This window comes from Bacteroides cellulosilyticus DSM 14838, assembly GCF_000158035.1.
GTDB classification, from domain to species: domain Bacteria; phylum Bacteroidota; class Bacteroidia; order Bacteroidales; family Bacteroidaceae; genus Bacteroides; species Bacteroides cellulosilyticus.
On sequence record NZ_EQ973490.1, the window covers coordinates 1519718 to 1543330 of the forward strand.

At 39.6% G+C, this 23613-nt stretch carries 17 protein-coding genes; 3 read left to right on the forward strand and 14 right to left on the reverse strand.

Annotated features, from left to right (window positions below; translation table 11 throughout):
- From BACCELL_RS10100 to BACCELL_RS10110, 3 genes are all read right to left on the reverse strand, one after another.
- A partial coding sequence (locus BACCELL_RS10100) for a sodium ion-translocating decarboxylase subunit beta (RefSeq protein ID WP_007211655.1) occupies positions 1–655 on the reverse strand: 655 nt, incomplete at its 3' end.
- 8 nt (positions 656–663) lie between these two features.
- A complete protein-coding gene (locus tag BACCELL_RS10105) occupies positions 664–1101 on the reverse strand; it encodes a hypothetical protein (protein ID WP_007211656.1) in 438 nt (145 codons plus the stop codon).
- 101 nt (positions 1102–1202) lie between these two features.
- Positions 1203–1640 carry a hypothetical protein gene (locus BACCELL_RS10110; protein ID WP_225979469.1) on the reverse strand — a complete coding sequence of 146 codons (438 nt, stop codon included), beginning with the start codon at positions 1638–1640 and terminating at the stop codon, positions 1203–1205.
- 159 nt (positions 1641–1799) lie between these two features.
- Between BACCELL_RS10110 and BACCELL_RS10115 the strand changes: the two genes are divergently transcribed.
- Both BACCELL_RS10115 and BACCELL_RS10120 read left to right on the forward strand, forming a co-directional pair.
- Positions 1800–2297, forward strand: coding sequence for a hypothetical protein (locus tag BACCELL_RS10115; RefSeq protein ID WP_007211658.1), 498 nt, complete (start codon positions 1800–1802; stop codon positions 2295–2297).
- 25 nt (positions 2298–2322) lie between these two features.
- The gene (locus BACCELL_RS10120; protein ID WP_007211659.1) at positions 2323–3981 is read left to right on the forward strand and encodes a flotillin family protein; all 1659 of its coding nucleotides are present in this window, start codon (positions 2323–2325) and stop codon (positions 3979–3981) included.
- Positions 3982–4084: 103 nt separating this feature from the next.
- Here BACCELL_RS10120 and BACCELL_RS10125 read toward each other — a convergent pair whose 3' ends face one another.
- Positions 4085–4888 (reverse strand): LytTR family DNA-binding domain-containing protein, encoded by an 804-nt coding sequence (locus BACCELL_RS10125; RefSeq protein WP_044153574.1) that lies wholly within the window; start codon positions 4886–4888, stop codon positions 4085–4087.
- Between the two features lie 4 nt (positions 4889–4892).
- The gene (locus tag BACCELL_RS10130) at positions 4893–5681 is read right to left on the reverse strand and encodes a LiaF transmembrane domain-containing protein (RefSeq protein WP_007219199.1); all 789 of its coding nucleotides are present in this window, start codon (positions 5679–5681) and stop codon (positions 4893–4895) included.
- Between the two features lie 243 nt (positions 5682–5924).
- On the opposite strand from BACCELL_RS10130, the gene BACCELL_RS10135 reads away from it, so the two are divergent.
- Entirely contained in the window at positions 5925–6287 is a 363-nt protein-coding gene (locus BACCELL_RS10135; protein ID WP_007211663.1) for a hypothetical protein, read from the forward strand.
- Between the two features lie 96 nt (positions 6288–6383).
- On the opposite strand, the gene lacZ is transcribed toward BACCELL_RS10135, so the two are convergent.
- The 9 genes from lacZ to BACCELL_RS27615 form a co-directional block, all read right to left on the reverse strand.
- A complete protein-coding gene (gene lacZ / locus BACCELL_RS10140; protein WP_007211664.1) occupies positions 6384–9476 on the reverse strand; it encodes a beta-galactosidase, LacZ type in 3093 nt (1030 codons plus the stop codon).
- A gap of 2 nt (positions 9477–9478) precedes the next feature.
- A complete protein-coding gene (locus tag BACCELL_RS10145; RefSeq protein ID WP_007211665.1) occupies positions 9479–10966 on the reverse strand; it encodes a glycoside hydrolase family 28 protein in 1488 nt (495 codons plus the stop codon).
- A gap of 12 nt (positions 10967–10978) precedes the next feature.
- Positions 10979–12838 carry an FAD-dependent oxidoreductase gene (locus BACCELL_RS10150; protein ID WP_007211666.1) on the reverse strand — a complete coding sequence of 620 codons (1860 nt, stop codon included), beginning with the start codon at positions 12836–12838 and terminating at the stop codon, positions 10979–10981.
- An 8-nt stretch (positions 12839–12846) separates the two neighbouring features.
- Positions 12847–14307, reverse strand: coding sequence for a glycoside hydrolase family 28 protein (locus BACCELL_RS10155; RefSeq protein WP_007211667.1), 1461 nt, complete (start codon positions 14305–14307; stop codon positions 12847–12849).
- A gap of 2 nt (positions 14308–14309) precedes the next feature.
- Entirely contained in the window at positions 14310–16523 is a 2214-nt protein-coding gene (locus BACCELL_RS10160; RefSeq protein ID WP_007211668.1) for a GH92 family glycosyl hydrolase, read from the reverse strand.
- A 5-nt stretch (positions 16524–16528) separates the two neighbouring features.
- The gene (locus tag BACCELL_RS10165; RefSeq protein ID WP_044153577.1) at positions 16529–18601 is read right to left on the reverse strand and encodes a GH92 family glycosyl hydrolase; all 2073 of its coding nucleotides are present in this window, start codon (positions 18599–18601) and stop codon (positions 16529–16531) included.
- 76 nt (positions 18602–18677) lie between these two features.
- A complete protein-coding gene (locus tag BACCELL_RS10170) occupies positions 18678–20228 on the reverse strand; it encodes a RagB/SusD family nutrient uptake outer membrane protein (protein ID WP_007211670.1) in 1551 nt (516 codons plus the stop codon).
- A 24-nt stretch (positions 20229–20252) separates the two neighbouring features.
- Positions 20253–21662, reverse strand: coding sequence for a SusC/RagA family TonB-linked outer membrane protein (locus BACCELL_RS27610; RefSeq protein ID WP_282705114.1), 1410 nt, complete (start codon positions 21660–21662; stop codon positions 20253–20255).
- Positions 21663–21673: 11 nt separating this feature from the next.
- Positions 21674–23599, reverse strand: a complete 1926-nt coding sequence (locus BACCELL_RS27615) for a SusC/RagA family TonB-linked outer membrane protein (RefSeq protein WP_007211672.1) — start codon at positions 23597–23599, stop codon at positions 21674–21676.
- Between the last annotated feature and the right edge of the window lie 14 nt (positions 23600–23613).

Genomic DNA, 23613 nt, shown 5'->3' on the forward strand with positions numbered 1-23613 from the left:
GCAGGCGTTTCGGAACCAGGAGTTTCACCAGATATGGGTAACCGCCATAAGTCAGTCCGAGATACAGGTAAGCCACTACGGTGATAGGTACAAACAAATGTTTGGCAAGAGCCAGTGACGTGAACAGAACCATAGGGCCGTCTGCACCGCCTACCATGGCTACGGAAGCACTTTCCTGCAAGGTCAGTCCCAGAGCCGAAGCTACGGGGATAGTCAGGAAAGTACCCAGTTCGGCGCATAAAGCCAGGAAAAGACTGACGAAAGGTTTCTGTAACAGAAAGCCTACATCCAGCAATGTGCCTATACCCATAAACACAAAGCAGGCTATTAATCCGTTGCTGAAGGTGAGCGTATAGACAGGTTGCAGAAAGTCTATCTGCATCGTATTCATCAGGTCGTCCGTGTCCGAAAGCATCGGGTCGAGAAAGAGGTTGCCCAATGTGCCGTCCGGCATAAAAAGTGTTCCACAATTGATGGCGACCATACCCAGTCCCATCGGAATCATTACCATAGGTTCGAGCACTCCCTTCCAGCCCAGATATATAAGCAGCAAACCTAAAAGGATTAAAAATACACGGGCTGACGCGAGCAGGTAGCCACTTTCCATCATCGTTCCAAAACCTTGGAACAGGGTTGCGAAATCTATATTTTCCATATTGTTTCTTATTTGGTTTTATCGGCTGATTTGCCGGAGTGTTTCTTGTTTTTTTGATATAGCATTTCTTCTTGTTGATTCAGGTACATCATGTGTGTATCTTCGGGGTAGTAGTAATCTACCAGGTTGGTCTTGGAAACTCCGGTGCTTACTCCGTGGTAATATCCGTGATAGTCGGTGAGTTCCCGGTTTACTCCCCGGCTGAACTCTTCGCGTTTGTCATCGAGAAGTCCGTTATCTTCCATGGGGATGTCCCGTATCATGAGTTCTACCTTCTGGCGCAGTTTGCGCAGACGTCGCAGGCGAAGCAGCTCTTTCTGGTGTGAGCTGTAGAAGTCGAATGAGTCGGCGGCAAAGGCAATCATTTTGATGATGAAGGCCACGAAGAAGCCGATTACGAATGTAAGCCCCATCATTTCGAGGGTGGCTATTAATAAATCGAGCATAGTTATTGCATTAATTTAGAAGTGAATAAACAATAGACTGACCAAAGGTACGCCAATGGCATACCTCCGGAGAAATGATTGGTAATAAGTAAGGTGGCGGTTTAAATCAGAATATGTTTCAGCTCGTAGACGTAATACCCGTAAGAATAACGGATAGCGCTGGGAGTGAAAGAAAGACTGGCATTCTGTTCCACCGGTAAATGGGTGGAAAATATACGTTGCATCTGTTCTACAGATGGATGGATCTTTAGTTTCAGCAGCTTTGAGGGAGCACTGGCCTGATTGTAGAAATTCTCCTGGAAAAGGACACCATTGATTTTACGCTCATTATTTTCATCGTTGAAGAAGGGGCGGTGGGCAATGGTCGAGAAGTAATCGGTTGACATTGAGATGAAACATCCCGTTGGGGCAGGAGTGACAGAAGCATCTGCCGAGGCTTCGGTAAGCATCCGAAGTGCCGGCTGTTCCTCTTGCAGAATGGCGGACATTCCTAATGCGAGGCACATAAACAAGAATATATAGTGTAGATGTTTCATCATAGCGTCCGCAAACATAACAAATATCTTTGTGTTATGTTGTGTTCCCCTTCAAGAAAATTTTGTTAAATAGAGAACGGTTTCTTTGTGCATGTTCTACAAATGTGTATATTTGGAATAATATATCTAAATATATTGTAAACCACAATAATTCAAATTCCTATGGGCAGTAACATATTTCTGATTATCGCTGTAGTTACAACAGGTATTTTTGTGATACAGTTTATCCTTTCCATCTTCTTCGGAGACATTGATGCGGATGTAGACGTGGATGCCGACATCAGCAGCATGGTGTCTTTTAAGGGACTGACACATTTCGGTATCGGTTTCGGCTGGTACATGTATCTGATTGGAAATACTGACATTCAGAGTTATGTCATTGCCATTCTGATTGGTCTGTTTTTCGTATTTGCCGTGTGGTTTCTCTATAAGAAAGCCTATCAGTTGCAGCAGGTGAATAAGACGGAAAAGACGGAACAGCTTGTAGGGCGAGAATGTACCATCTACTTTAAACAGGGGGATGGCAGATATACTGTACAGGTGAGCCGCGATGGAGCCATGCGAGAGATAGATGTAATATCAGAAGCAAGTAAGTCTTATCAGACGGGCGACAAAACCATTATCATGACTTACAAGGAAGGAACACTGTATATTCAATAAAAACGAAACTCAAAAACATAGATTTATGACACAAGAAATGATGATTATGGCCGCCATACTCGTGGCGGTTATTTTGCTTACCTTCATTGGTATCCTTTCCCGTTACCGGAAATGTAAAAGTGACGAAGTACTGGTAGTATATGGTAAAACGGGCGGTGATAAGAAGTCTGCCAAGTTGTATCATGGTGGTGCCGCGTTTGTATGGCCGATTATTCAGGGTTACGAATTCCTGTCCATGAAGCCGATGCAGATAGACTGTAAACTAACCGGAGCTTTGTCTGCTCAAAATATTCGTGTGGATGTGCCGACTACTATTACTGTAGCTATCAGTACCGATCACGACGTCATGCAGAATGCCGCCGAACGTATGTTGGGGCTATCAATAGATGATAAGCAGAATCTGATTACGGATGTTGTATACGGCCAGATGCGTCTGGTTATTGCCGATATGACGATTGAAGAGTTGAACTCTGACCGTGACAAATTCCTTTCCAAAGTAAAGGACAACATCGATACGGAACTCCGTAAATTCGGTTTGTATCTGATGAACATCAATATCAGTGATATCCGTGATGCTGCCAATTATATTGTCAACTTGGGTAAGGAAGCTGAAAGTAAGGCGTTGAATGAGGCTCAGGCAAATATAGAAGAACAGGAGAAACTGGGTGCCATCAAGATTGCCAACCAGATAAAGGAACGTGAAACGAAAGTTGCCGAAACACGCAAAGACCAGGATATCGCCATTGCTGAGACGAAGAAGTTGCAGGAGATTTCTGTGGCTAATGCGGATAAGGATAGAATCTCACAGGTAGCCATTGCCAATGCTGAAAAAGAATCACAGGTGGCAAAGGCGGAAGCCGAAAAGAATATCAAAATTGAACAGGCCAACACCGAGAAGGAAAGCCGCATTGCCGAATTGAACTCCGACATGGAAATCAAACAGGCAGAAGCCGGAAAGAAAGCTGCTATCGGACGAAATGAAGCTCAGAAAGCTGTGGCACAGTCTGACGCTGAACTGGCTGTGACTCGCGCCAATGCTGACAAGCAGGCCGGTGAAGCTGAAGCACGTTCGGAAGCTGCCGTGCAGACTGCCCGTGAAATAGCACAGAAGGAAGTGGAAGAAGCTAAAGCACGCAAGGTGGAGTCTTCTTTGAAGGCAGAAAAGATTGTGCCTGCTGAGATTGCAAAACAGGAGGCCATTCTTCAGGCTGATGCTGTTGCCGAAAAGATTACCCGTGAGGCGGAAGCTCGTGCAAAGGCTACTCTGGCGCAGGCTGAAGCTGAAGCAAGAGCTATTCAGATGAAACTGGAGGCCGAAGCTGAAGGTAAGAAGAAGTCATTGCTTGCCGAGGCTGAAGGTTTTGAGGCCATGGTACGTGCAGCGGAATCCAATCCGGCTATCGCCATCCAGTACAAGATGGTAGACCAGTGGAAGGAAATCGCCGGAGAACAGGTGAAGGCATTCGAACACATGAACTTAGGAAACATCACTGTATTCGATGGTGGAAACGGAGGGACGAGTAACTTTTTGAGTTCATTGGTGAAGACGGTTGCTCCAAGTCTGGGTGTATTGGATAAGTTGCCTATTGGTGAGACTGTGAAGGGAATCATCCATCCGGAAGGAAAGGAAGACAAGCAGGAAACCAAGAATGAAGAACCGAAGAAAGACGAAAAGAAGAAATAATCAGATAACTTTCTCTGTCATTTAAAAAAGAAAGCGAAGAATTCATTTCCCCTTGAAACAGGGGAGGAATTCTTCGCTTTTGCTTATAAAATAGTTCAGGTTTTTATATTCCCAGTCGTTCTTTCAATAAACGGTAGCCCGTCAGACTGACTCGCAGCTTGGTCCCGTTCTTTAATAATACTTGATAAGTCTCTTTCCCGAATAATTCAACCCGGGATATTTGTGTCACGTTTACAATAGTGGAACGGTGGATACGTACAAAATTGTTTGTCGGCAGATGCCCTTCGAAATACTTCATGGTTTGTTCCTTGATGTATTCGCCTGTTGGGGTAACCAGGGTTGCGTAATCTCCGCATGCCTGGATGTAGAGTAGTTCGTCCACTTTGATTATGTGTATACGTGAACCGTCCTTTACCGTAATGCGGTCGATGATTTCCTCTTGTACTTCCGACTTTTCTTCTTCTGCTGCTTGCGGTGCTATGAATTCTTCTTCCTGTACGGGATCTTTCACTACTATCAGTTGATACCACAAAATGATAGCGATCCAGGTTGGTACGCCAAACAACAGGCGGAAAGGTATGGTAGAAGCAAAAGATATATAAGGTATTCCCGCTATTCTTACCATAATGTCACAAATCATGAAGCTGCCCGCAATCCAGAGTAATATTCCTGCTGCGACCGTGATGACCTTTGTCTGGAGTATGGATACGTAGCCCACCACAAACCAGGCCAGGTATGCTAGTGCTGCAAGCCATCCGATGGTCGTGATTCCGTCTATGATGGCCGGCAACCAGTCAGATCCGGCATATCCCCACGACAAAGTCGCCTGGATGATTGCCAGAACCAATGCCAGCACAAGCATCGGAAACCAACGGTAAGGGTAATCTATGATTGGATGTGCTCTCATAGGATTAGTCTTTTATTTCTAATCCGCCGAAGGAAATGTTTCCACGGATTATTAATGTACTTTCTTTATTAATATTCGCTCCCTGCCAGCGCTTATCCTCGCATCCGCCGGCAAAAGCATTGCATTGGGGTAGAACGTTCCAGTCTGAAGGAATGTACAGTTCTATTCCACTACAGGTGCAGTCGATATCGATGTAGGTTTCTCCCGGTGCAAGATGCGTGTGGCGCAGGTCAATGACAGTTCCTCCGAATGAAGCCCGGATGCTGGCGCCTTTAAATAATTCGTCCAGAACGACATGGCGTACAGAGCCAAAAGCATTGTCGGAGCGCAGATACCCGTTTTCCGATTCGCATTGTTGCTCATTGTTTTCCATATTCATGTGCATGTGTCCGCCTCCTCTTTTGGCCCAATCCCGGTAATGGCCGTTCATGTGGCTTTTCATCCAGCGTTCTCTGCGACGAGCCTTTACAAAAAACAGGATACCCGCTACAATCAGTGCAACAGGCCAGACGATGGTCTGTGAATTTTCCGGTAGCCATGATAATCCTCCGATCAGGAAATAAACACCTATTAAGGTTAGGGTGGCTCCGCTCAGATAATGGCGGCGTGTCATCGTATAAATACCTAATATAATAAGAAGACTATGCCAGGATACCACTACATTGAATAGGTCATACGTAATCCACCCTACGTTACGGGCAAACAGTAATATTCCGGAGATGATGAAGAGTGAAGCTATCAGTGCCTTACCTGATAAGCCTGCATGAGACGGGAAGTTTTGTTTCTTTTCCATTGTTTCTATTGTTATTGATTCATATTTCATTGTCATGGGTTGATGGCTCAAAGGTAAGCGAATTATTCCTCTCCATATAGCCTTTCCGGCTGATTTCCGGTAGAAAAGCCGATGAGTTCCGGGTATGAATCGGTGAATTCGGATGGTGAAATAGAACTATTTGATAAAAAAACAGCAATATTCTGCAACCAAACTTTATCTTCTTGCGTCTAATAAGTAAATGAATAAATAATAATAAGAACTATGAAAGTAAATTTATCCATGGATGATATCCGTACGAAAGTAGAAGAGTATATTAAAAAGGCAGGTCGTGCTACCGGTCGCCCCGTACTTACGGCTTATTATGTAATGACTGCCGATACGACTCCCGATAATGAGCGGACCAATATAATGCTTGCTTTGGTGGCCATTGTGTTTCCTACCAGTATAGAGGATGTTCTGGGACAGATTTTTATGGTAGGTAAAGGATTTGCTGCTGTTTATGCTTATAAAAAAGTGAAGAAATATATCACACCGCAGATAAAGGATAAGGTAGAGGCAAAGCTCGACGAGTGGTTCCATGATAATGTGACGGAGGTGGAGCCGCTTTATTTGGAGTTAAAATAAGAACGATAGGTTTATAACTTCAGGTTTAAGATCATAGAATAAGGTTGTAACTGAGCAAAAGTTACAACCTTATTCTCGTTGATGTAAGAGCTATAATCAAAGAGGTTCTATGGCATACGTATAGTGATATACTTTGTTCTTTAATAAGAACTCTTTATGAACTCTAGGTGACCAACTGTCATCTCCTCCAAGCCCCATCTGCTTATAATCAATATGTAACCAATTCTTTTCACCACGAATTAATGTATGCGCTTTTTTACTGCGGTTCAAATCTTTATCGGAGTAATTTTGAATATTAAAATTGAAAAATGGTTTTCCTGTTATACGTATTCCGCTTCCGAAATCATCATATATCTCCAACCAGCGGTTATCCGTTTTATTTCCATTTTCTTGAGGCATAATATGTGGAAAAGACTGTTCACTGACAATTCCATTATAAATACCAACATAAGCTGATTCTTTTCTATCATCATAGCTTTCGTGAGGGCCTCTTCCAAACCAAGTGAGATTTTTCCACTCAACAGGTAATGCACACTTCATTCCGACTCTTGCCAATGACAGCACATCTATATTTATATAAAAGATGGCATCAATGAGAACTTCACCTTCATGTGAGATTGTATAATTTGCTTTTTGCAGGATATTACCTTCTTTGAATTCTAATAGGTTATTAACATAAACTTGCACATCTCCGGTAGGTAAAATCACGAAATCCAATTGCTTGGTTTTTATTTTATAATCATCCAATCCTACTTTGCGCCATGAACTTGCATAAGAATTATTACGTCCTTCATCGTTATCGGTCGGAACCCGCCAGAAACATGGTAATAGAGGAGATTCCAGCAAATTGTTTCCTTTATAACTGAACTGTGATATCGCTCCGGTGAGTCTGTCAAATTGTATATGAAAACTTTTCCCTATAACTGTTAGTCCATTTTTTCTTTCTACCCGAAGAGGAGAGGTTGTTTGAACTTCTTTCTCTATGAACGGTTCGGGAAGTATATCTAGAGCTAATTGCTCTGAAGCGATCTCAATACTACCGTCAGAATAATTCCGTTGTTCAGTATTATAAAAACTAAAGTTTACATGGTATTCATTTCCAGCTTTTAAGCTTTGCCTGGGTAAGTCCAATTCTATCAATTGCTTGCTTTGGGGAGCTATATTCAAGGCGGTAATCGTATCATGATCTATAGGAAGACCATTCTCTAATAATGTCCAACATAAAATAATTCCTTTTGTATCAGTGAAATAGTTCGCATTTGATATAGAAACAAGTCCTTCATTTATATCTATATTTTCTACATTGAAATTTTGAAAAACTTTCTTCAATTCATATAACTCCGGTTGAACTTCCCGATCAGGATTTACTAAGCCATCATTTGAATTTGCACCGTCACTATAATTTATTACTTCCCAATATTCTTTGCCATTTTTATCTTTCAAACGTAGTCCCTGATCTACCCAATCCCAAGTAAACCCTCCATGCATACGGGGATATTTATAGAATAAATTCCAGAACTTTCTGAAATTGCCTAAACCATTTCCCATAGAGTGAGCATATTCACATATCAACATAGGGCGTGACTGATCTTCATTATACTGCTTGATAATTTCATTAAGAGGATTATACATATTTGAAATGAAATCATACCTTGAAAGTACTTTTGCATAAGCAGGATTTTTTGCCTCATAATGAACCGGACGTTTCTCTGGGTCACATCTTTTTATTTCTTCATAAGCCTTGTCAAAGTTCTTTCCCCAACCAGATTCATTCCCCATAGACCAGAAGATGATAGAAGGATGATTCTTATCTCTTTTTACCATGTTCACATTCCTTTCGACAATAGCACTTTTCCACTCATCTCTTTCTCCTACATAGAATCCTTTTGCCCACAAACCATGACTCTCTACATTAGCTTCATCCATTACATATAGTCCATACTCGTCACACAAGTCATACCAATCCGGGTGATTGGGGTAATGGGAAGTTCTCACCGCATTGATATTAAATAATTTCATCAATTTGATGTCACGTTCCATCGTTTCACGGGTAATATATCGCCCGGTATAAGGATCGAATTCATGTCTGTTAACTCCTTTTATTTTTACAGGTTGTCCATTAAGCAACAGATGTCCATCTTTTATTTCTACCTTTCTAAATCCTACCTTTTGGTGAATAACTTGTTGTACGCTGCCATGCTTTGGGGATAATTCTATATCCAAGCGATATAATTCAGGTGTTTCTGCCGTCCACTTTAAAGGAGAAGAAACTTTCTCTGAGAATGAGATTTCTTGCTCTTCACCCGAAGCTACACTGAACAAAAACTTTCTTGTCCATATTAATTTGCCGGATGTTTCTTTTAAAGAAATACGCAAACAACCATCTTTGACAAATTCGCTTGTCTCGTTCTTTATAGAAACGATTGCATTTAATTCTGCATCCTTATACTCCGTATCCAAGTTAGAGAAAATGGAGAAATCTCTGATATGGACTTTAGGAAGTGCAAATAAAAAGACATCACGGTATATACCACTTAATCTCCAATAGTCCAAATCCTCTAAGTAACTGCCGTCAGACCAATTTAGGACTTGGACAGTTAACTGATTCTCACCTTTCTGCAAATATTTGCTGATATTAAACTCTGCCGGTAACATTCCATCTTCATGGTATCCCACTTTTTCCCCATTCAACCAAACATACATGGCGGATTGTACTCCGGCAAAGTGCAAAAAGATTTCTTCATCTTTCCAGTCAGTCGGAACAACAAAGTTTCGACGGTATAGTCCTATTGGATTGGAATCTTTGGGAACATAGGGGGGATTAGGTTCAAAGGGGTATTTCACATTTGTAAAAATAGGCGGATCATATTCTCCTTGTAGTTGCCAATTACCAGGAACATTAATATAATTCCATGAACTATCATCGTAATCTACACTATAAAAAGCAGTAGGGGAGGCTTCTATACCGGAAATATACTTAAATTTCCATTTTCCATTCAGAGAATGTACCATGGAAGACTCTCCTCGTTCTACCTCTGCAACAGATCGATAAGGTATATAAGAGGCATGAGCTGGTTCTGCATTTACACTATTTATTTCAGGATTCTCCCATTCAGATAATACTTCCTGAGAGTGGACAAGTGTTACAGTCCAACATATAATAACCAGGGCTAATATTCTTTTCAGCATATCTATTGGGTGACATTAAATGTTTTATACATAAAAAGCTGTTCTTTTTTATCATTAAGGGTTGATTGTACATCTACTTTTTCTAAAATAACTCCTTTTACGTCCGATGTTACAATAGCAGGTCTGTAATCAAAGGTGTGAACTTTTAATTTCACATTATCCAACCGGATGTCATCTGCATGACGTATGAAGATTCCCCACGCAGGAAGCTCCTTAAATTGTGAAAACTCCGGATAGGTTGTTCTCATCTCAGGTATTCCTTCCAGTTCTTTCGCGGTCACTCCGCATTTGGCATAGAAAGGATTACCTCCTCCTGGAGATTCTATATCTATATTCTTGAGAATAATTCCTTGAATTCTATCTTCAGGTAAACCGATAATACTTGCAGGAGAGATGTTGCGAGGTAGATGTTCTACCGGGCCTTCGTATGAATAACCTGCATCAGGCTTAGAGCTTGCCAGCTTCACGTTGAAGTTGGAAAGGGTAACATTCTTCATAAGCGGTCTTCGTCCGGAATTCCAGCGGTCTCCTATTCGTAGATAGAATGCATTTCCTACATTCACGGCACGTACACTATCAACAAGTATATTTTCGATAATGCCTCCATCCACAGTGGCGAATGTCACGGCGGAACGGTAAGTGTTATAAATCGTGAGATTCTTGATGATAAAATCACGAAAACCACCTTTTGATGCTGTTCCGAATTTTAAGCCACTGGCACTTGAACGTATGATGCAATTATCAACTACTACATTTTGGCAGATTTGCGATGGCTCATGCGATTTGAAACAGATTCCATCATCGGCAGCATCGAAAAAAGAATTGCTGATTCTGACACTATCACAATCTACGATATCTATACCGTCATTATTCCAGTAAGATTTACAATCAACATTTATATTATCTATAATGACTTGCCGACACTGGTCGTAGGCTTGATTCCAACTTGCCGGATCGTGCATCCGTACTCCTTCAACTCTTACATTTCGACATTCTCTAAAATAAATATTGTGGGGACGGTTTATTTCATCAGGCCTATCCATATGCAATGGGTCATCTATCAATCCTCTCTGAATGTATGATATCAGATTGTTGGCTACTATGAATCCCCTACCGTTAATTGTACCTTCACCTGTTATTCCGATATTATCTTGCCGTACGGCAAAAAGTAAAGCTGTTCGTTGTATATACTCATCTTTCTTATAGTCTAAGGCATTATACGAACCTAATAAGACAGCCCCTTGCGCTAAGTGTAAAGTAACATTGGATTTTAAATATATGGTGCCGGTCAAATAGTTTCCGGCATCAAAAATGAGTTTTCCCCCTCCTGCTGTATGAACATAATCAATTGCATATTGGATGGTATGCGTGTTTAAAGTTACCCCATCAGGTTTTGCCCCAAAATCCATTATAGAGTAATCTTTTCCTTGGACACCAGTCCAATAGAGGAATAGACTCAACAAAGTATATAGTAATTTTCTTTTCAGCATTGTATCAAGATATTATTTTTTCATCTTTGCATATAACTCATTCAAAATTTCCCTTCGGGTAGAAATTCCCGGTTGAATTTTTATATTCAATTTAGACAAACGCTTCCAGTTACTTAAAGTCTGTTCCTCTATCGCTTCATCTAATTTTGCTTCCCATTCGGGCAAAAAGCCCCGAAGTCCCATGTATTGTACCATTAAGAAATCTTCGTCATCTAATGAAATATCTTTATAATAAATCAGAGTAGTGCCTTGTTTAAGCAAGACATCTTGCATCATAGCTATATTGATATTCCTGACTTTTACCTTTTCTTCTATTGCAACTGAAGATGCTACACCGGCAGCTTGTCCCATAGCCATCCAGCATGGTTCCATTCTAAGTGTAGAGAAACCGATATGAGAGCCGGAAATGGGAACTGGAAATAATAAATTATCTATCTCCTTAGGAACAATCACTCCATAGGGGACAGTGTAAGGTGATGTTGGATAACCCAAAAATCCATTCAGGTGCACCATACCGGGTTCCCGTTTATGGGTGGCATGTGAATCAAATCCATAATGGCTGGCTGTGATGCTTGATGAATACACAGGAGGCCTTCCACTGCCTTTTACAGGCATCGCATCACTTGCTATGAAAAAATGAAGTCCTTCGAACCGACGTCCTTCACGTACATATACTTGTCTGGGAAAATGCCCATTATCAGTATATTCATCTTTTGCATACCCCCATTCGCGAGCTGCTTTCCGAAAATGAACCGGTAATTCTTTATCGTTTTGGGCAAACCAAAGCAGTCCTTCTGTATATTCTCTCAGTCTTGTAGCAAACTTGTCACGCCATGCCCAACCGGCTGTAGGCCATGCCCAGTTCTCTTCAGGCAGATCTGATGAGACAAAAGCAGCATGCTGGTTGTTAGCATCTGTTTTTTCATTTGGAATTTCAACCAGGTTTACTACTTTACCAAGCCCCCATTTGTCACCAGGAATCATAGTCGGATTGCCCTTAGCTATATGTTTCTTATTAGCTTCTAACATTTCCAAAGTAACATTCACCATTTCTGCTTGGGTATGACGTCCCGTCCAGACATCATCGATAATAGATGCATATTCATTACGGTCATAATTTTTGGGCTTTGTTATAGGTACTTTATTATCCGGATTTTTGGTCAGGCACAATCGGTAATTGTATGCCTGGACAGCATTATCTCCAATAAAAGTGGAAGCATCCATTTCCGGGCCATGCCAGTATTTGTAAACACTTCCTGCTCCGGGTTCTCCAAACTCATTTTTGCCTTCGCGCCCTACTCTAAAGGGGACACCGGCTGCTGCTGCCAGATCTCCCTCGTAAGTGGCATCAATGAAAATCTTGCCTTGATACTCTTCTTGAGTATTATTATCACGATTCAGAACGTTGATTTTCACAATTTTATCATCTACTTTTTTTATATTATGAGGACTGGAATCGAATTGCCGCATTGTCAAAACTGTGATTAGATCTTTATATTCTCCTAACCAGTCTGTGAATACTTGTTCTGCCACTGAAGGTTCGAAACGGAAACCATCATCACATCTCTGATATTGTATAGAAGTTACACCATATTTTTTTTTGTAATAGTCTTTGATGCGGCAGGTGAACTCTCTGAATAATCCTGTTGTTGCTGCCCGGGTTACAATATCCGTTGCTCCCAGTCCATTGGAGGGCAGACCTCCTATATGCTGTGTTCGTTCTAAAATAACAGAAGTTTTCCCAAGTTTAGCAGCTGCGAGTGCTGTGGTCAATCCGCCGGGTGTTCCTCCCACTATAACAATATCATATGTTTGCTGTGCAAAAATATTGATACTCCAAAATAATAGTAAAGTTGTTAGTAATTGTTTCATTGTAATTTCTATTTAGTGATATTAGTAGATTGATATATATGTATCTGTTGCTTCTTTTTCCCCGGTTCCTGGATTTTCATTTTACTCATGCTGACATGATGTGCATCGTCCAGTACTATAGCTGGTCTATAATCTTTTTTTCGGGCAATAAATGTAACATTCTCTAAAATAATCCGCTCAACATGTCGAAGATAGAGGCCCCACGCTGGAAGTTCCTTGAAACATGAAAATTCAGGATATGAATCAGCCAATTCAGGAACTCTATCTAATTCTTCCGGAGTCACACCAACTTTTGCTATTTCCGGTTTTCCTGCACCCGGATGATTGATTACCACATTTTTCAGTGTCACGTGTGTTATGGGATGCCCTTTTAGCCCAATGATACTTGCCGGAGATATATTTCTAGGCATATGTTCTATGGGGCCTTCATATTCATAGCCTGTATCCGGTTTTCCTTCGGGAATTTCTACATACAAATTAGAAATAAGGATAGAGTCCATTGTTCCGATTTTATTCGAATGCATACGGTTGCCTATTCGAAGAAATATAGCATTTCCTGTATTATAGGCTTGCAGACTATCCACTACTATGTTTCGGGCGTATCCTCCATCGGGAGTAGCTATTGTTAATGCCGAACGATAAGTATCATAAATCTTATTGTTTATGATCCGGATATTTTCATATCCTCCAACTGTCATAGTACCTAATTTTATCCCGTTGGCACTCGAACGCATAGTACAATTACGAATTACTACATTCCGGCATGCAGTTTCAGTTTTATGGGATTTCAGGCAAACTGCATCATCCGAAGAGTCAAAGAAAGAATTCTCTATCAAAACATTCTGGCAATCGACTATATCAATACCATCATTATTCCAATATGCTTTATTGTCGACTGTAATACCCCTGACCCATAGCGAATCGCATTCTTCATATTCCTGTGTCCAATCACAGGTGTTTTTTATAGTAATCCCTTCTATAGTTATGCCTCGGCATTGCTTAAAATGAATTCCTCGCGGTCTACGCGGTCTGTCGTTTTCCAAAGGGTCTTTGATAAAACCTTTATGTACTTGGTCGATTATGTTGTATGATACTTGACGCCCTTGTGCATCAATTATTCCTTTTCCATAAATGGCTATATTTTTTTTGTTTATAGCTCGAATCATACTATAGCAAGGACCTTCCATATTATAGTCATAAGGGTTTAGGGAACCTACCAGCACTGCTCCTTCCTTTAATTGTATCGCTACGTTCGATTTGAGTTCAATGCTACCTGTTAAATAACGGCCGACATTAAAAACTAAAACACCTCCCCCTTCTTTGTGAATATAATTAATACCAGTCTGGATAGAGTTGGTGTTCAATGTTACTCCATCAGACTTTATGCCAAAAAAAGATGCATTATACTCTTTACTCCACACTAACGAAAAAGACAGGGAGAAAAGGATTGATAATATGTATACTTTCATAATTAATTAAATGATTTTGACGGATTATCCGTCATGATAAATTCTAAAATACCTCCGTCTGTGATTTCATGATGAAAGATTCTAAACCGTTTTAATTCTTTTCCATTCAAAAAGACTGCCTTTACATATTTATTTTCTTCTGATAAGCCTTCGGCACGAATGATGAAATTCTTTCCACCTTCCAGACGTAATATCATCTCCTTCAGTTGAGGAGCACCAATAATATACTCTTTACTGATAGGATCTACAGGATAAAATCCCATAGCTGAGAACAAATACCATGCGGACATCTGCCCACAATCGTCATTTCCGCACAAACCGTCGGAAACGGGCAGATAAAAGTGATCAAAGATTTCTCGGATAAGTTTTTGGGTTTTCCAGAATTCCCCTGCATAGTTGTATAGGTAAGCTACATGATGACTAGGTTCATTCCCATGGGCATATTGTCCTATGAGTCCGGTCACATCAGATATAAAACCTGTATTTACAGTATTGTTCTCAAGCCAGAAGAGTGAATCGAGTTTTGCTGTAAATGCTTTATTTCCTCCCATCATCTCAATTAAAGAATCTACATCGTGTTGCACATGCCATACATATTGCCATGCATTTCCTTCAGTATAATCCCCTCCGGAAGTTCCGGCATGTGATAGTCTGAAAGGATCAAAAGGTTCTCTCCATTTGCCCTGTGAGTCCTTCCCGCGCATTAGTTTGGTTACCGGATCAAACAGGGATGTATATGCACGGGCTCTTTGGGAAAAGAAATTATAATCTTCTTTCTTTCCTAATGCTTTTGCCATTTGTGCCACACAATAGTCATCATAGCAACTCTCTAAAGTTCTGGAAACTGATTCTTCAGGAATAAGATCGAAAGGATAATATCCATATTGATTGTAGGTTTCCCAATCAGACTTCGGGTGAGATTCTAATGATGATTTTCTGATTGCTTCATAAGCTCTCTCAGGATCAAAACCTTTATATCCTTTCAGATATGCATCTACAATAACGGGGATGGCATGGTTACCGATCATACAATGATTTTCTTTACCCCATAAAGCCCATATGGGTAAATAACCCTGTGTATCACAGTGAGATAACATTGAATTGACAAATCCGTTAACTTTCTCCGGTACTAAAAGAGTATATAATGGATGAGCTGCACGATAAGTATCCCACAAGGATAGGGTAGAATAGTATTCTCCTATGGGAGAGTAGAGGATGCTGTCATTAGGACCTCTGTATCTTCCATCCACATCAGTTATATTATTAGGTTGGATACATAAATGGTAAATGGAAGTGTAGAAGTTTACTTTTTGTTCTTCTGTGCCTGATACGTCTATCCGTGACAACAGATTGTTCCAGGCTTCGGCAGATTGAGCCTTTACTTTTTCAAAGTTCCAATCTGGATTTTCTTTTTCTAATGCTTCCTGTGCACCTTCTATGCTGACAGTAGACAGACCGACTTTTACTTGAACATTTTCTCCTGGTTTTAAATCAAATGAAAGAAGAAGGCGTTTGGCTTTTTCTCCTTCTTGAGGTTGAAGTTCTTCAATATCTATATAGGGTTTGTCGAATTTGATAACATAGAAGAACTCTCTTTCCACCCACATTTTCACCTTGTTCTTTCCGACGATACTATATTGGTCTAACAGTTGCATTTCTGCATCTATTACATGAGTTCGCAGCTGCTCATTCTTACTTACGATTCCACTTTGAAGGTCTACCAGAATATGTGCCGGTTCTGCTTTTCTGAAAGTATAACGATGCATGGCCGTGCGTTGTGTCGCAGTCAATTCTACCTCCACTCCAAAATCAGATAAAACTACTGAATAGTATCCTGGATGAGCTTTTTGATATTCTTTCTCATATCTACTTTTATATTTTTCATTTTGTATATCACCACAAAATGGTAGAATCAATATATCTCCTAAGTCGGGACATCCCGTACCGTTCAAATGATTTTGGGAAAATCCCATGATAGAGTCATCCTCAATATTAAAGCCGGAGCAATATCTCCACGAACCATTTCCACTTTCCGGACTTACTTGTATCATTCCAAATGGTACGCAAGCTCCTGGAAATGTGTGGCCATTATCTGCATTACCAATAAAGGGATTTACATAACAGCAATAATCCTCTTTTACATTACTACATCTTATGCTCAGAAGGCATACTCCAATTATCGCAAATACCCACCAAAAACATTCCTTTCTTTTCATTTAATTTATTTTTTAAATAGTGACTTTATAAAATCAGTATTATGTCCCCAATGTTTATTAGGAAGCTTTCCTAACTCTAGGGTCAAATCTCCGCCTTGCATGATTTCGTCATAGCTTAACCAACTTCTATTTAAAACTTTACCGTTTAAAATTGCTTTTTGAATATAGATACACTCTGCATCAGGGCGATTTACATAGATTTTAAATTCTTGTTGAGACGTTGGGTGTAATGTAACCGTATCAAAGACCGGAGCATTTATCCAATAATAGGGTATACCCGGGCAGACAGGAAATAGTCCTATGGAAGAGAGCACAAACCAAGAGGACATGGTTCCGGCATCATCATCCATTTCTTTCAAGTACCCTTGTGGAGTGGTATTGAAGATTTTGCCGATATAAGGTTTTTCCCACTTTTCATGTGTCCCATAATAATTAGTGGTCGGTTCAAGTAATATTTGGTGGACTAACTTTTGCGTTTTCCATGGCGCTCCAAGGTAATAATATAAAAATGGAACATGTATATCAGGTTGGTTTCCCATATTGAATAAATTGTTCTCAAAGAAATAATCTAATTCACTCAAAACCTTTTTCTTGCTGCCCAAAGTCGCAATAACCCAATCGAAGTCATGAGGTACGAACCAACGATATTGCCATATAGTACCTTCGTACAAACCGTCACCATGCATTATATCTGAAGTTGGACCAATGTCCTTAAATTTTTGTAACCATATTGGTCTGTATTCTTTTGAGCGTAAAGAGAACTCTTTTTTTAACTCTTTATTACCCATTTTCCCTGCGAGTTCAGAAACTCCCCAGAAATCATATCCTCGTTCCAATGCTTTGTCCGGTGAGTCATTGGAGATATCTTCTGCCTCTTTTAGCATCAGTGGAAGTAGCTCGTCGAGAGAACCATCAAACATTCCTTTTTGTAATGCATCTAAAATCGTGATAATAGAGTGTTCAGTACGTGTTGTCAGAAATGGTTCTGTCTTTGTTGCAGAACGAGGCTTGCCTTGTTTGTATAATTCCGCAAGTGAGGAGATCATGTGCTTGTATTCCGTGGGACAAACAATAGATAACAGAGGATATTTTGTTCGGTAGGTATCCCAAATAGACCAACCATGATAATAGGGTAACTGCTGGCTTTTATATACTTTTCCGTCACTTCCCTTATAACTACCGGAATAATCATTGATTGTGAAAGGGGTCTGGCAGGCATGATAGAGCCGCGTATAAAATGATGTTTTTAAATCTTCATCAGAAGTTTCGACTTGTATTTGTCCCAATAGATTTTCCCAGGCAATACGTGCATTGGTGCGTATCTGTTCGAAAGACTGATTCGAGCACTCTTTTTTGAGATTCGCTTCAGCTTCTTCTGCACTGACAGAGGATAATCCTATTTTCAGTATAATTTGTTCATTAGGCTCTGTTTGAAACTTCCATAGTAATTCTGAATCGTTATCTTCTGGTTCATAAGTAGATTTATCTTTTTCAATATAATAATAAAATTTGTAACTGCCTAAATCACAAGTGCAAGCAGAACGCACAAATCCTTTTACTGCATTGTCTCCTATAATGCTATGTTCTTCGGCAATATGCTTACCATAAGAATGTTTGAAATTTATTTTTATGCCGGCGGTCTCTGTAGCAGGATAGGTAAAACGATAGATAGCTGCAGTCCTACCTGTGGTTATTTCAACTTTAAGTTGATTATCTAAAGTTACGCTATAATATCCGGGAATTGCAGTTTCTGACGCCTTATCCATTTTTAAAGTCTTGCATGCTGTTCCGACAAAAGGTGTTATCAGCAGGTTTCCTCCGACGCCTATACAGCCTACTCCAGACATTCTGGTCTGTGAGAATCCTTTCAGCTGTTGTGATTGATAATCATAACCTCCGTTTCCGCGAGGTATAGTTTCTGGCCCCGGTTTAATCATCCCGAACGGAATGGTTGCGGATGGATCGGTTTGTCCATGATCATCGGAAGTACCAATGAAAGGATTTACAAAAGAGGTTTGCTGAGCTTGAACCATAGAAAGGGTCAAGCATAATACAAATATTATACTAAAGTATCTCATATTAAATGTTTTATAAATGAAAGAGGGTTTCAAAAGAAACGCGAACTCTTAAAACCCTCATTTTAGAAAAGTAGAATTAATCTTTTAATCCAGGAACTATCAAGAGTTCATTGTCTGGTATCGGGAAATAATAGAATTCTTCGCTTAATGTTAAATTGGGATTTAAAGAAAGCTCGGCTGCATCTCTATAATTCTTTTGCAAATGAAGAATCTCATGTCTTTGCATAGTAAAGAAACGCCCCATACAGCTATGTTCCATACCTGCGGTTTCCCACCGTCTCTCATCCAGAACAGCTTTTTGGAAATATTCTTTAGTGACATCCTTTGAAATAAGTGGTACTCCAGCTCTTTCTTGTACTCTCCACATGCAGTCAAATGCTAAATCATCAATACTCTTAGTTCCATAAGCAACTGCTTCTGCGTACAATAGTAAGATATCAGCATATCTAAATATCATTCTGGTTTTCCCGCTTGCGCTTGAAATTCCTTTGGTTTCATAATACCCGTCATCATAATTAAATACCCAGTCTGAACTTTCTATATTTTTCTTCCAATAAGGATGTTTCTGATTGGTTGCGGGATCATCCCAATTTAGTAATGGATAGCGTCCCGTTTCTGGGTTACGCTCCTGCCCGGTCATCGTCACCTTGGTCAGGAACCAAGCACCCTTGCGTATTCCTTCCGGCATACTTTTAAAGAATTCCAATTCAACCATATAGTCACACCATCCGCCGGACTCCTCTGGTAATTCGCTTTTGGGTCCAGAGAAATAGTTTTTCGTTTTGTTATGGAACTCTCCAAATACTATTTCCTTGGAGTAATTAGCTTCAGGTTCTTTAGTCAATGTACGTATGTCCGGTTCTAATATATAACCATACGTATCTTCGTTTTCAATGATTTCTTTATACTTTGCAGCCGCCTTATCATAATATTCCGCTCCTTTTTTCAAAGGCCAGCCTGCTTCCGTCATGTAAACAGAGGCTAGTAAAGCTTTTGCAGCGCCTTTGTTAGGAGCTACATTAATTCCGTTCTGAAAATAGGGGGCTATCTTATGATTATCCGGCAGCATTCTTTCTGCTGTTAATGCATCCGATTCTATTAATTCATATATTTTATTCACCTCTGCTTTTGGGGTATTGTAATTTATCTCATTCTCTGTGACTAGAGGTATACGTCCCCAAATGCGTACAAGCATAAAATAGTTTAATGCTCTTAAAAAGTAGGCTTGTCCCAGTCTCGGCTCCAGGAAAGATTTCTCAACCGGTGTTCTTTCTGCATTATTAATTACATAATTGCAAGCTTTGATTGTCTGATAATAGAGTTGATACATTTCAAGAATATCTGTATTTCCCGAGTTGAAATTAAACCGGTCATATTCCGAAAAACGTGACTTATTACCACCACTATGGGCTGTTACATCATCTGCACACCACACATAAATGGCTCTGAAGACGCGAGCATTAGTCTGGTAATATTTGTTGTACATCCCAGTTATAGCCATATCCAAGTCTTCCGGACTTGAGAAGAAAGAGGAAGGGGTAAGTTTACCACGAGGGTCTTCTTCCAGGAAATTGTCACAAGAACATAAAGCAAATAATAATATGCTATAAATCAATATTTTTTTCATTTTGCATCTATTTTATTGGTTAAACTAAAATGAGAATCCAAGCCCCAAAGTAAATGTTCTTGGTAATGGGTATGAACCGCCATCAACGCCTGCGTTAATGTCACTATTGCCGCCATTGCTTGTGATATCCATAGTTCCTTCCGGATCATATCCTGTGTAAGACGTGATCGTAAACAGGTTTTGAGCACTCAGGGAGATTCTGATATCTGCAAATTTTGTTTTTGCTCTGGGGATTGTATATGCAATACTTATATTCTTTAATCTTAGATAATCAGCTTTTTCCAAATATTGAGCAGTTTCAAATCTGGAATTGATTGTCGAACTGAACGGGTTTGGTATTTTAGTATTTTGATTTTCGGGTGTCCATCTGTTATAATAACCTTCTTTAGAGGTGATAAAACGTGAATCACTGACACATTCATTGGTGAGATAGCGTGATAAATTCAAACGGTCAGCTCCCAGTGAACCTTGAAAGAATAAATTAAAATCTAAATTCTTCCATTTGATGGTATTATTCCATCCTAATATTACATCAGGAAATGCTTGTCCGATAATATCTGCGTCATCAGATTCCAATTTGTAATTCACATTTTTCTCCTTAAATTTGTTATCTCCTGGCTTTTGCCCCCATTTGGCTGCCTCTTCGGCCTCGTCAGTACGCCATAAACCTTCCCAAATATATCCATAGATACTACCTAATGGTTTTCCTACTTGCAATACGGCCGTATTGAGAGAAGCTTGGTCTAATTTTGTTCCCGGATGTAATCTTGTTTCATCTCCTAAGCTGATAACTTCATTTTTTGAGTAGGATACATTAAATGTGCTTTCCCATATTAAATTTTTGTTTTGAATAGGAATTCCGGTTAAAGAGAATTCAATACCTCTGTTTTTCACTTCACCAAGATTTACCCAAGTGGTTCCTCCGCCATCATAGTATGGTATAGGTTTCTTTAGTAACAACCCGGTTGTATTCTTTTGATATAGATCGATATTTGCCAGAATTCTATTATTTGCAAATGCCATATCTAAGCCTAAATCATATTGAGTAGTTTTTTCCCATGTCAGATTAGGAGTGGCAGGTCCGGAAACTCCGTATCCGGGATAATCACTTGTACCTCCCCAACCATACTTCGACTCAGCTAGAAGCCCTAAGGTTGAATAGGCTCCAATGGCTTGGTTACCTGTATTGCCCCAACTCATTCTTAACTTTAAGACATCAAAAATATTGAGATTCTTTATAAAAGATTCTTCTGACATTCTCCAGGCAACGGCAACTGATGGAAAATTTCCCCATTTATTCTTACCTTGGAATTTGGAAGAACCATCTCGTCTAATAGTCGCAGTAAGTAAGTATCTATCTTTGAATTGATACATTGCACGTCCCATAAGTGAAACCAGCGAAGAGCGTGAAAATGAATTGCTAAACAGATTCATATCTCCCAAACTCAATTCCAAAAATCAACAGATTCTGTTCTCAGGTTAGCTACTTCATTAGACAATCCTGTAGTTGTTGATTGTGATAATTCTATGGCTCCCATAAGATTCAACTTATGTTCTTTCCATTCTCTTGCATAATTTATTTGATTTACATTATACCAGTCAAAACTATCGTTTTGATTATTATTTGCAGAATTGTTTTGAGCTCGTAAATCCTTTGCATTCGACTTCATCCAACGATTCTTGTAATCTTTATAATGGGCAGCACCTTGGAAATTCAAACTCAACCCTTTTACTGGTAATTGTACCATAAACTGTAAATTTGCTGCTAGATAATTAGTGTAACTTTCATCCAAATCTTGAGTTAATCGGCCATAAGGGTTATCTTTTGTTGAATTGATATTATCTCTCAACCAGTTTCCTTCTTCATCTTTTAATTTCAAGGTAGGACTATAGGTAATTGCATCTGCTATAATAGTTCCGACTCCTCCACGGGGACCATTTTTATTTGTTTTTCGTCTTACTGCATTTACGTCTAAGTTCATTTTCAACCAATTAGTTACATCAGCAGTTATATTAGACCGTAAACTGAATTTCTGACTTTTCGATTCCTTCAAAATGCCTTCTATGTCCATCATATTCATAGATACCAAATATTGAAGTTTCGGAATACCTCCTGAAATAGAGAGTTTATAATTTTGAGTATGAGCTGTTCTGAACATTAGATCTTGCCAGTCTGTACCCCCATTTTTTTTCCACTGAGTGATTTCATCGGGAGAAAAGAAATCTTGATTAGCCCCCTTTTCCCGACGATACTCATTATAGAATTCTGCATATTCACTTGCACTTAATAGATCTAGCTTTTTGGCAATGGTAGATATTGATTGTTCTGTTTCCAAGTGAATATTTGTCTTACCTTCAGCCCCTCTTTTGGTAGTGACCAGTATTACTCCGTTTGCACCGCGAGAACCATAAATAGCAGTTGCCGAAGCGTCTTTCAGGACCTCTATCGATTGTATGTCATTAGGAGCCAGATTGTTAAATAAATCGGTATTAGGTACCCCATCTACAATATAAAGTGGTGAATTTCCACCATAAATAGAATTTGCACCACGTATACGAATTTGGGTACTCTGCTCCGGTGCACCGGAGTTTGTTATAACAACGACGCCGGGAATTCTTCCGCTTAAAGCTTGATCCAATCGAGTCATTGGCTGGTCCTTTATATTTTTCTGTGAAATGGAAGAAACTGAACCTGTCAAGTCTGACTTCTTCACAGTTCCATAGCCAATTACAACCACTTCATCAAGCATTTCCATATCTTCTTGTAAAACAATTGTGATATGTTTGTTTGCAACTTTGGTGGTTTGAGTTTTGTAGCCAATGAATGAAACTTGAAGGGTATTTCCTAGTGAAGCTTGGATGGTAAACTTGCCATCTATATCTGTAATTGTACCTATTGATTTACCTATAACACTGACATTTGCACCTATAATCGGCTCTCCTTTTACATCAGTCACTATTCCTGTTATTTTTTCTTGTTGTATCTGATCTAATAAGCTGGTATTTTTCGATAAAATAATATAATCGTTTTCGAATTTATAACTAATACCTACTTTCGCCAATGTCTCTTTCAAATATGAAGATACCTTAGCAGATTTATTTTGTATAATGACCTGCCGGTTGGTATCTATTTCGCGATTGCTATATACAACTAAGTAATCTGTCTGCTTTTCTATCTCTTCTATTAACTGACCTACAGATATAGAATTAGAAGGAAAGGTTATGACTGCGTTTTGTGCTTCTGTATTTACTGCCAGTAATTGGAGGGCACAAGCAAATAGCAAGAATAAAGAGATTTTCATAATTCTAAAATAATCTTTAAAGCTTTGATTTTGGACAATAAAGAGTGATAACAAAGGATTTATTTTCATATCTTTGTATTTAG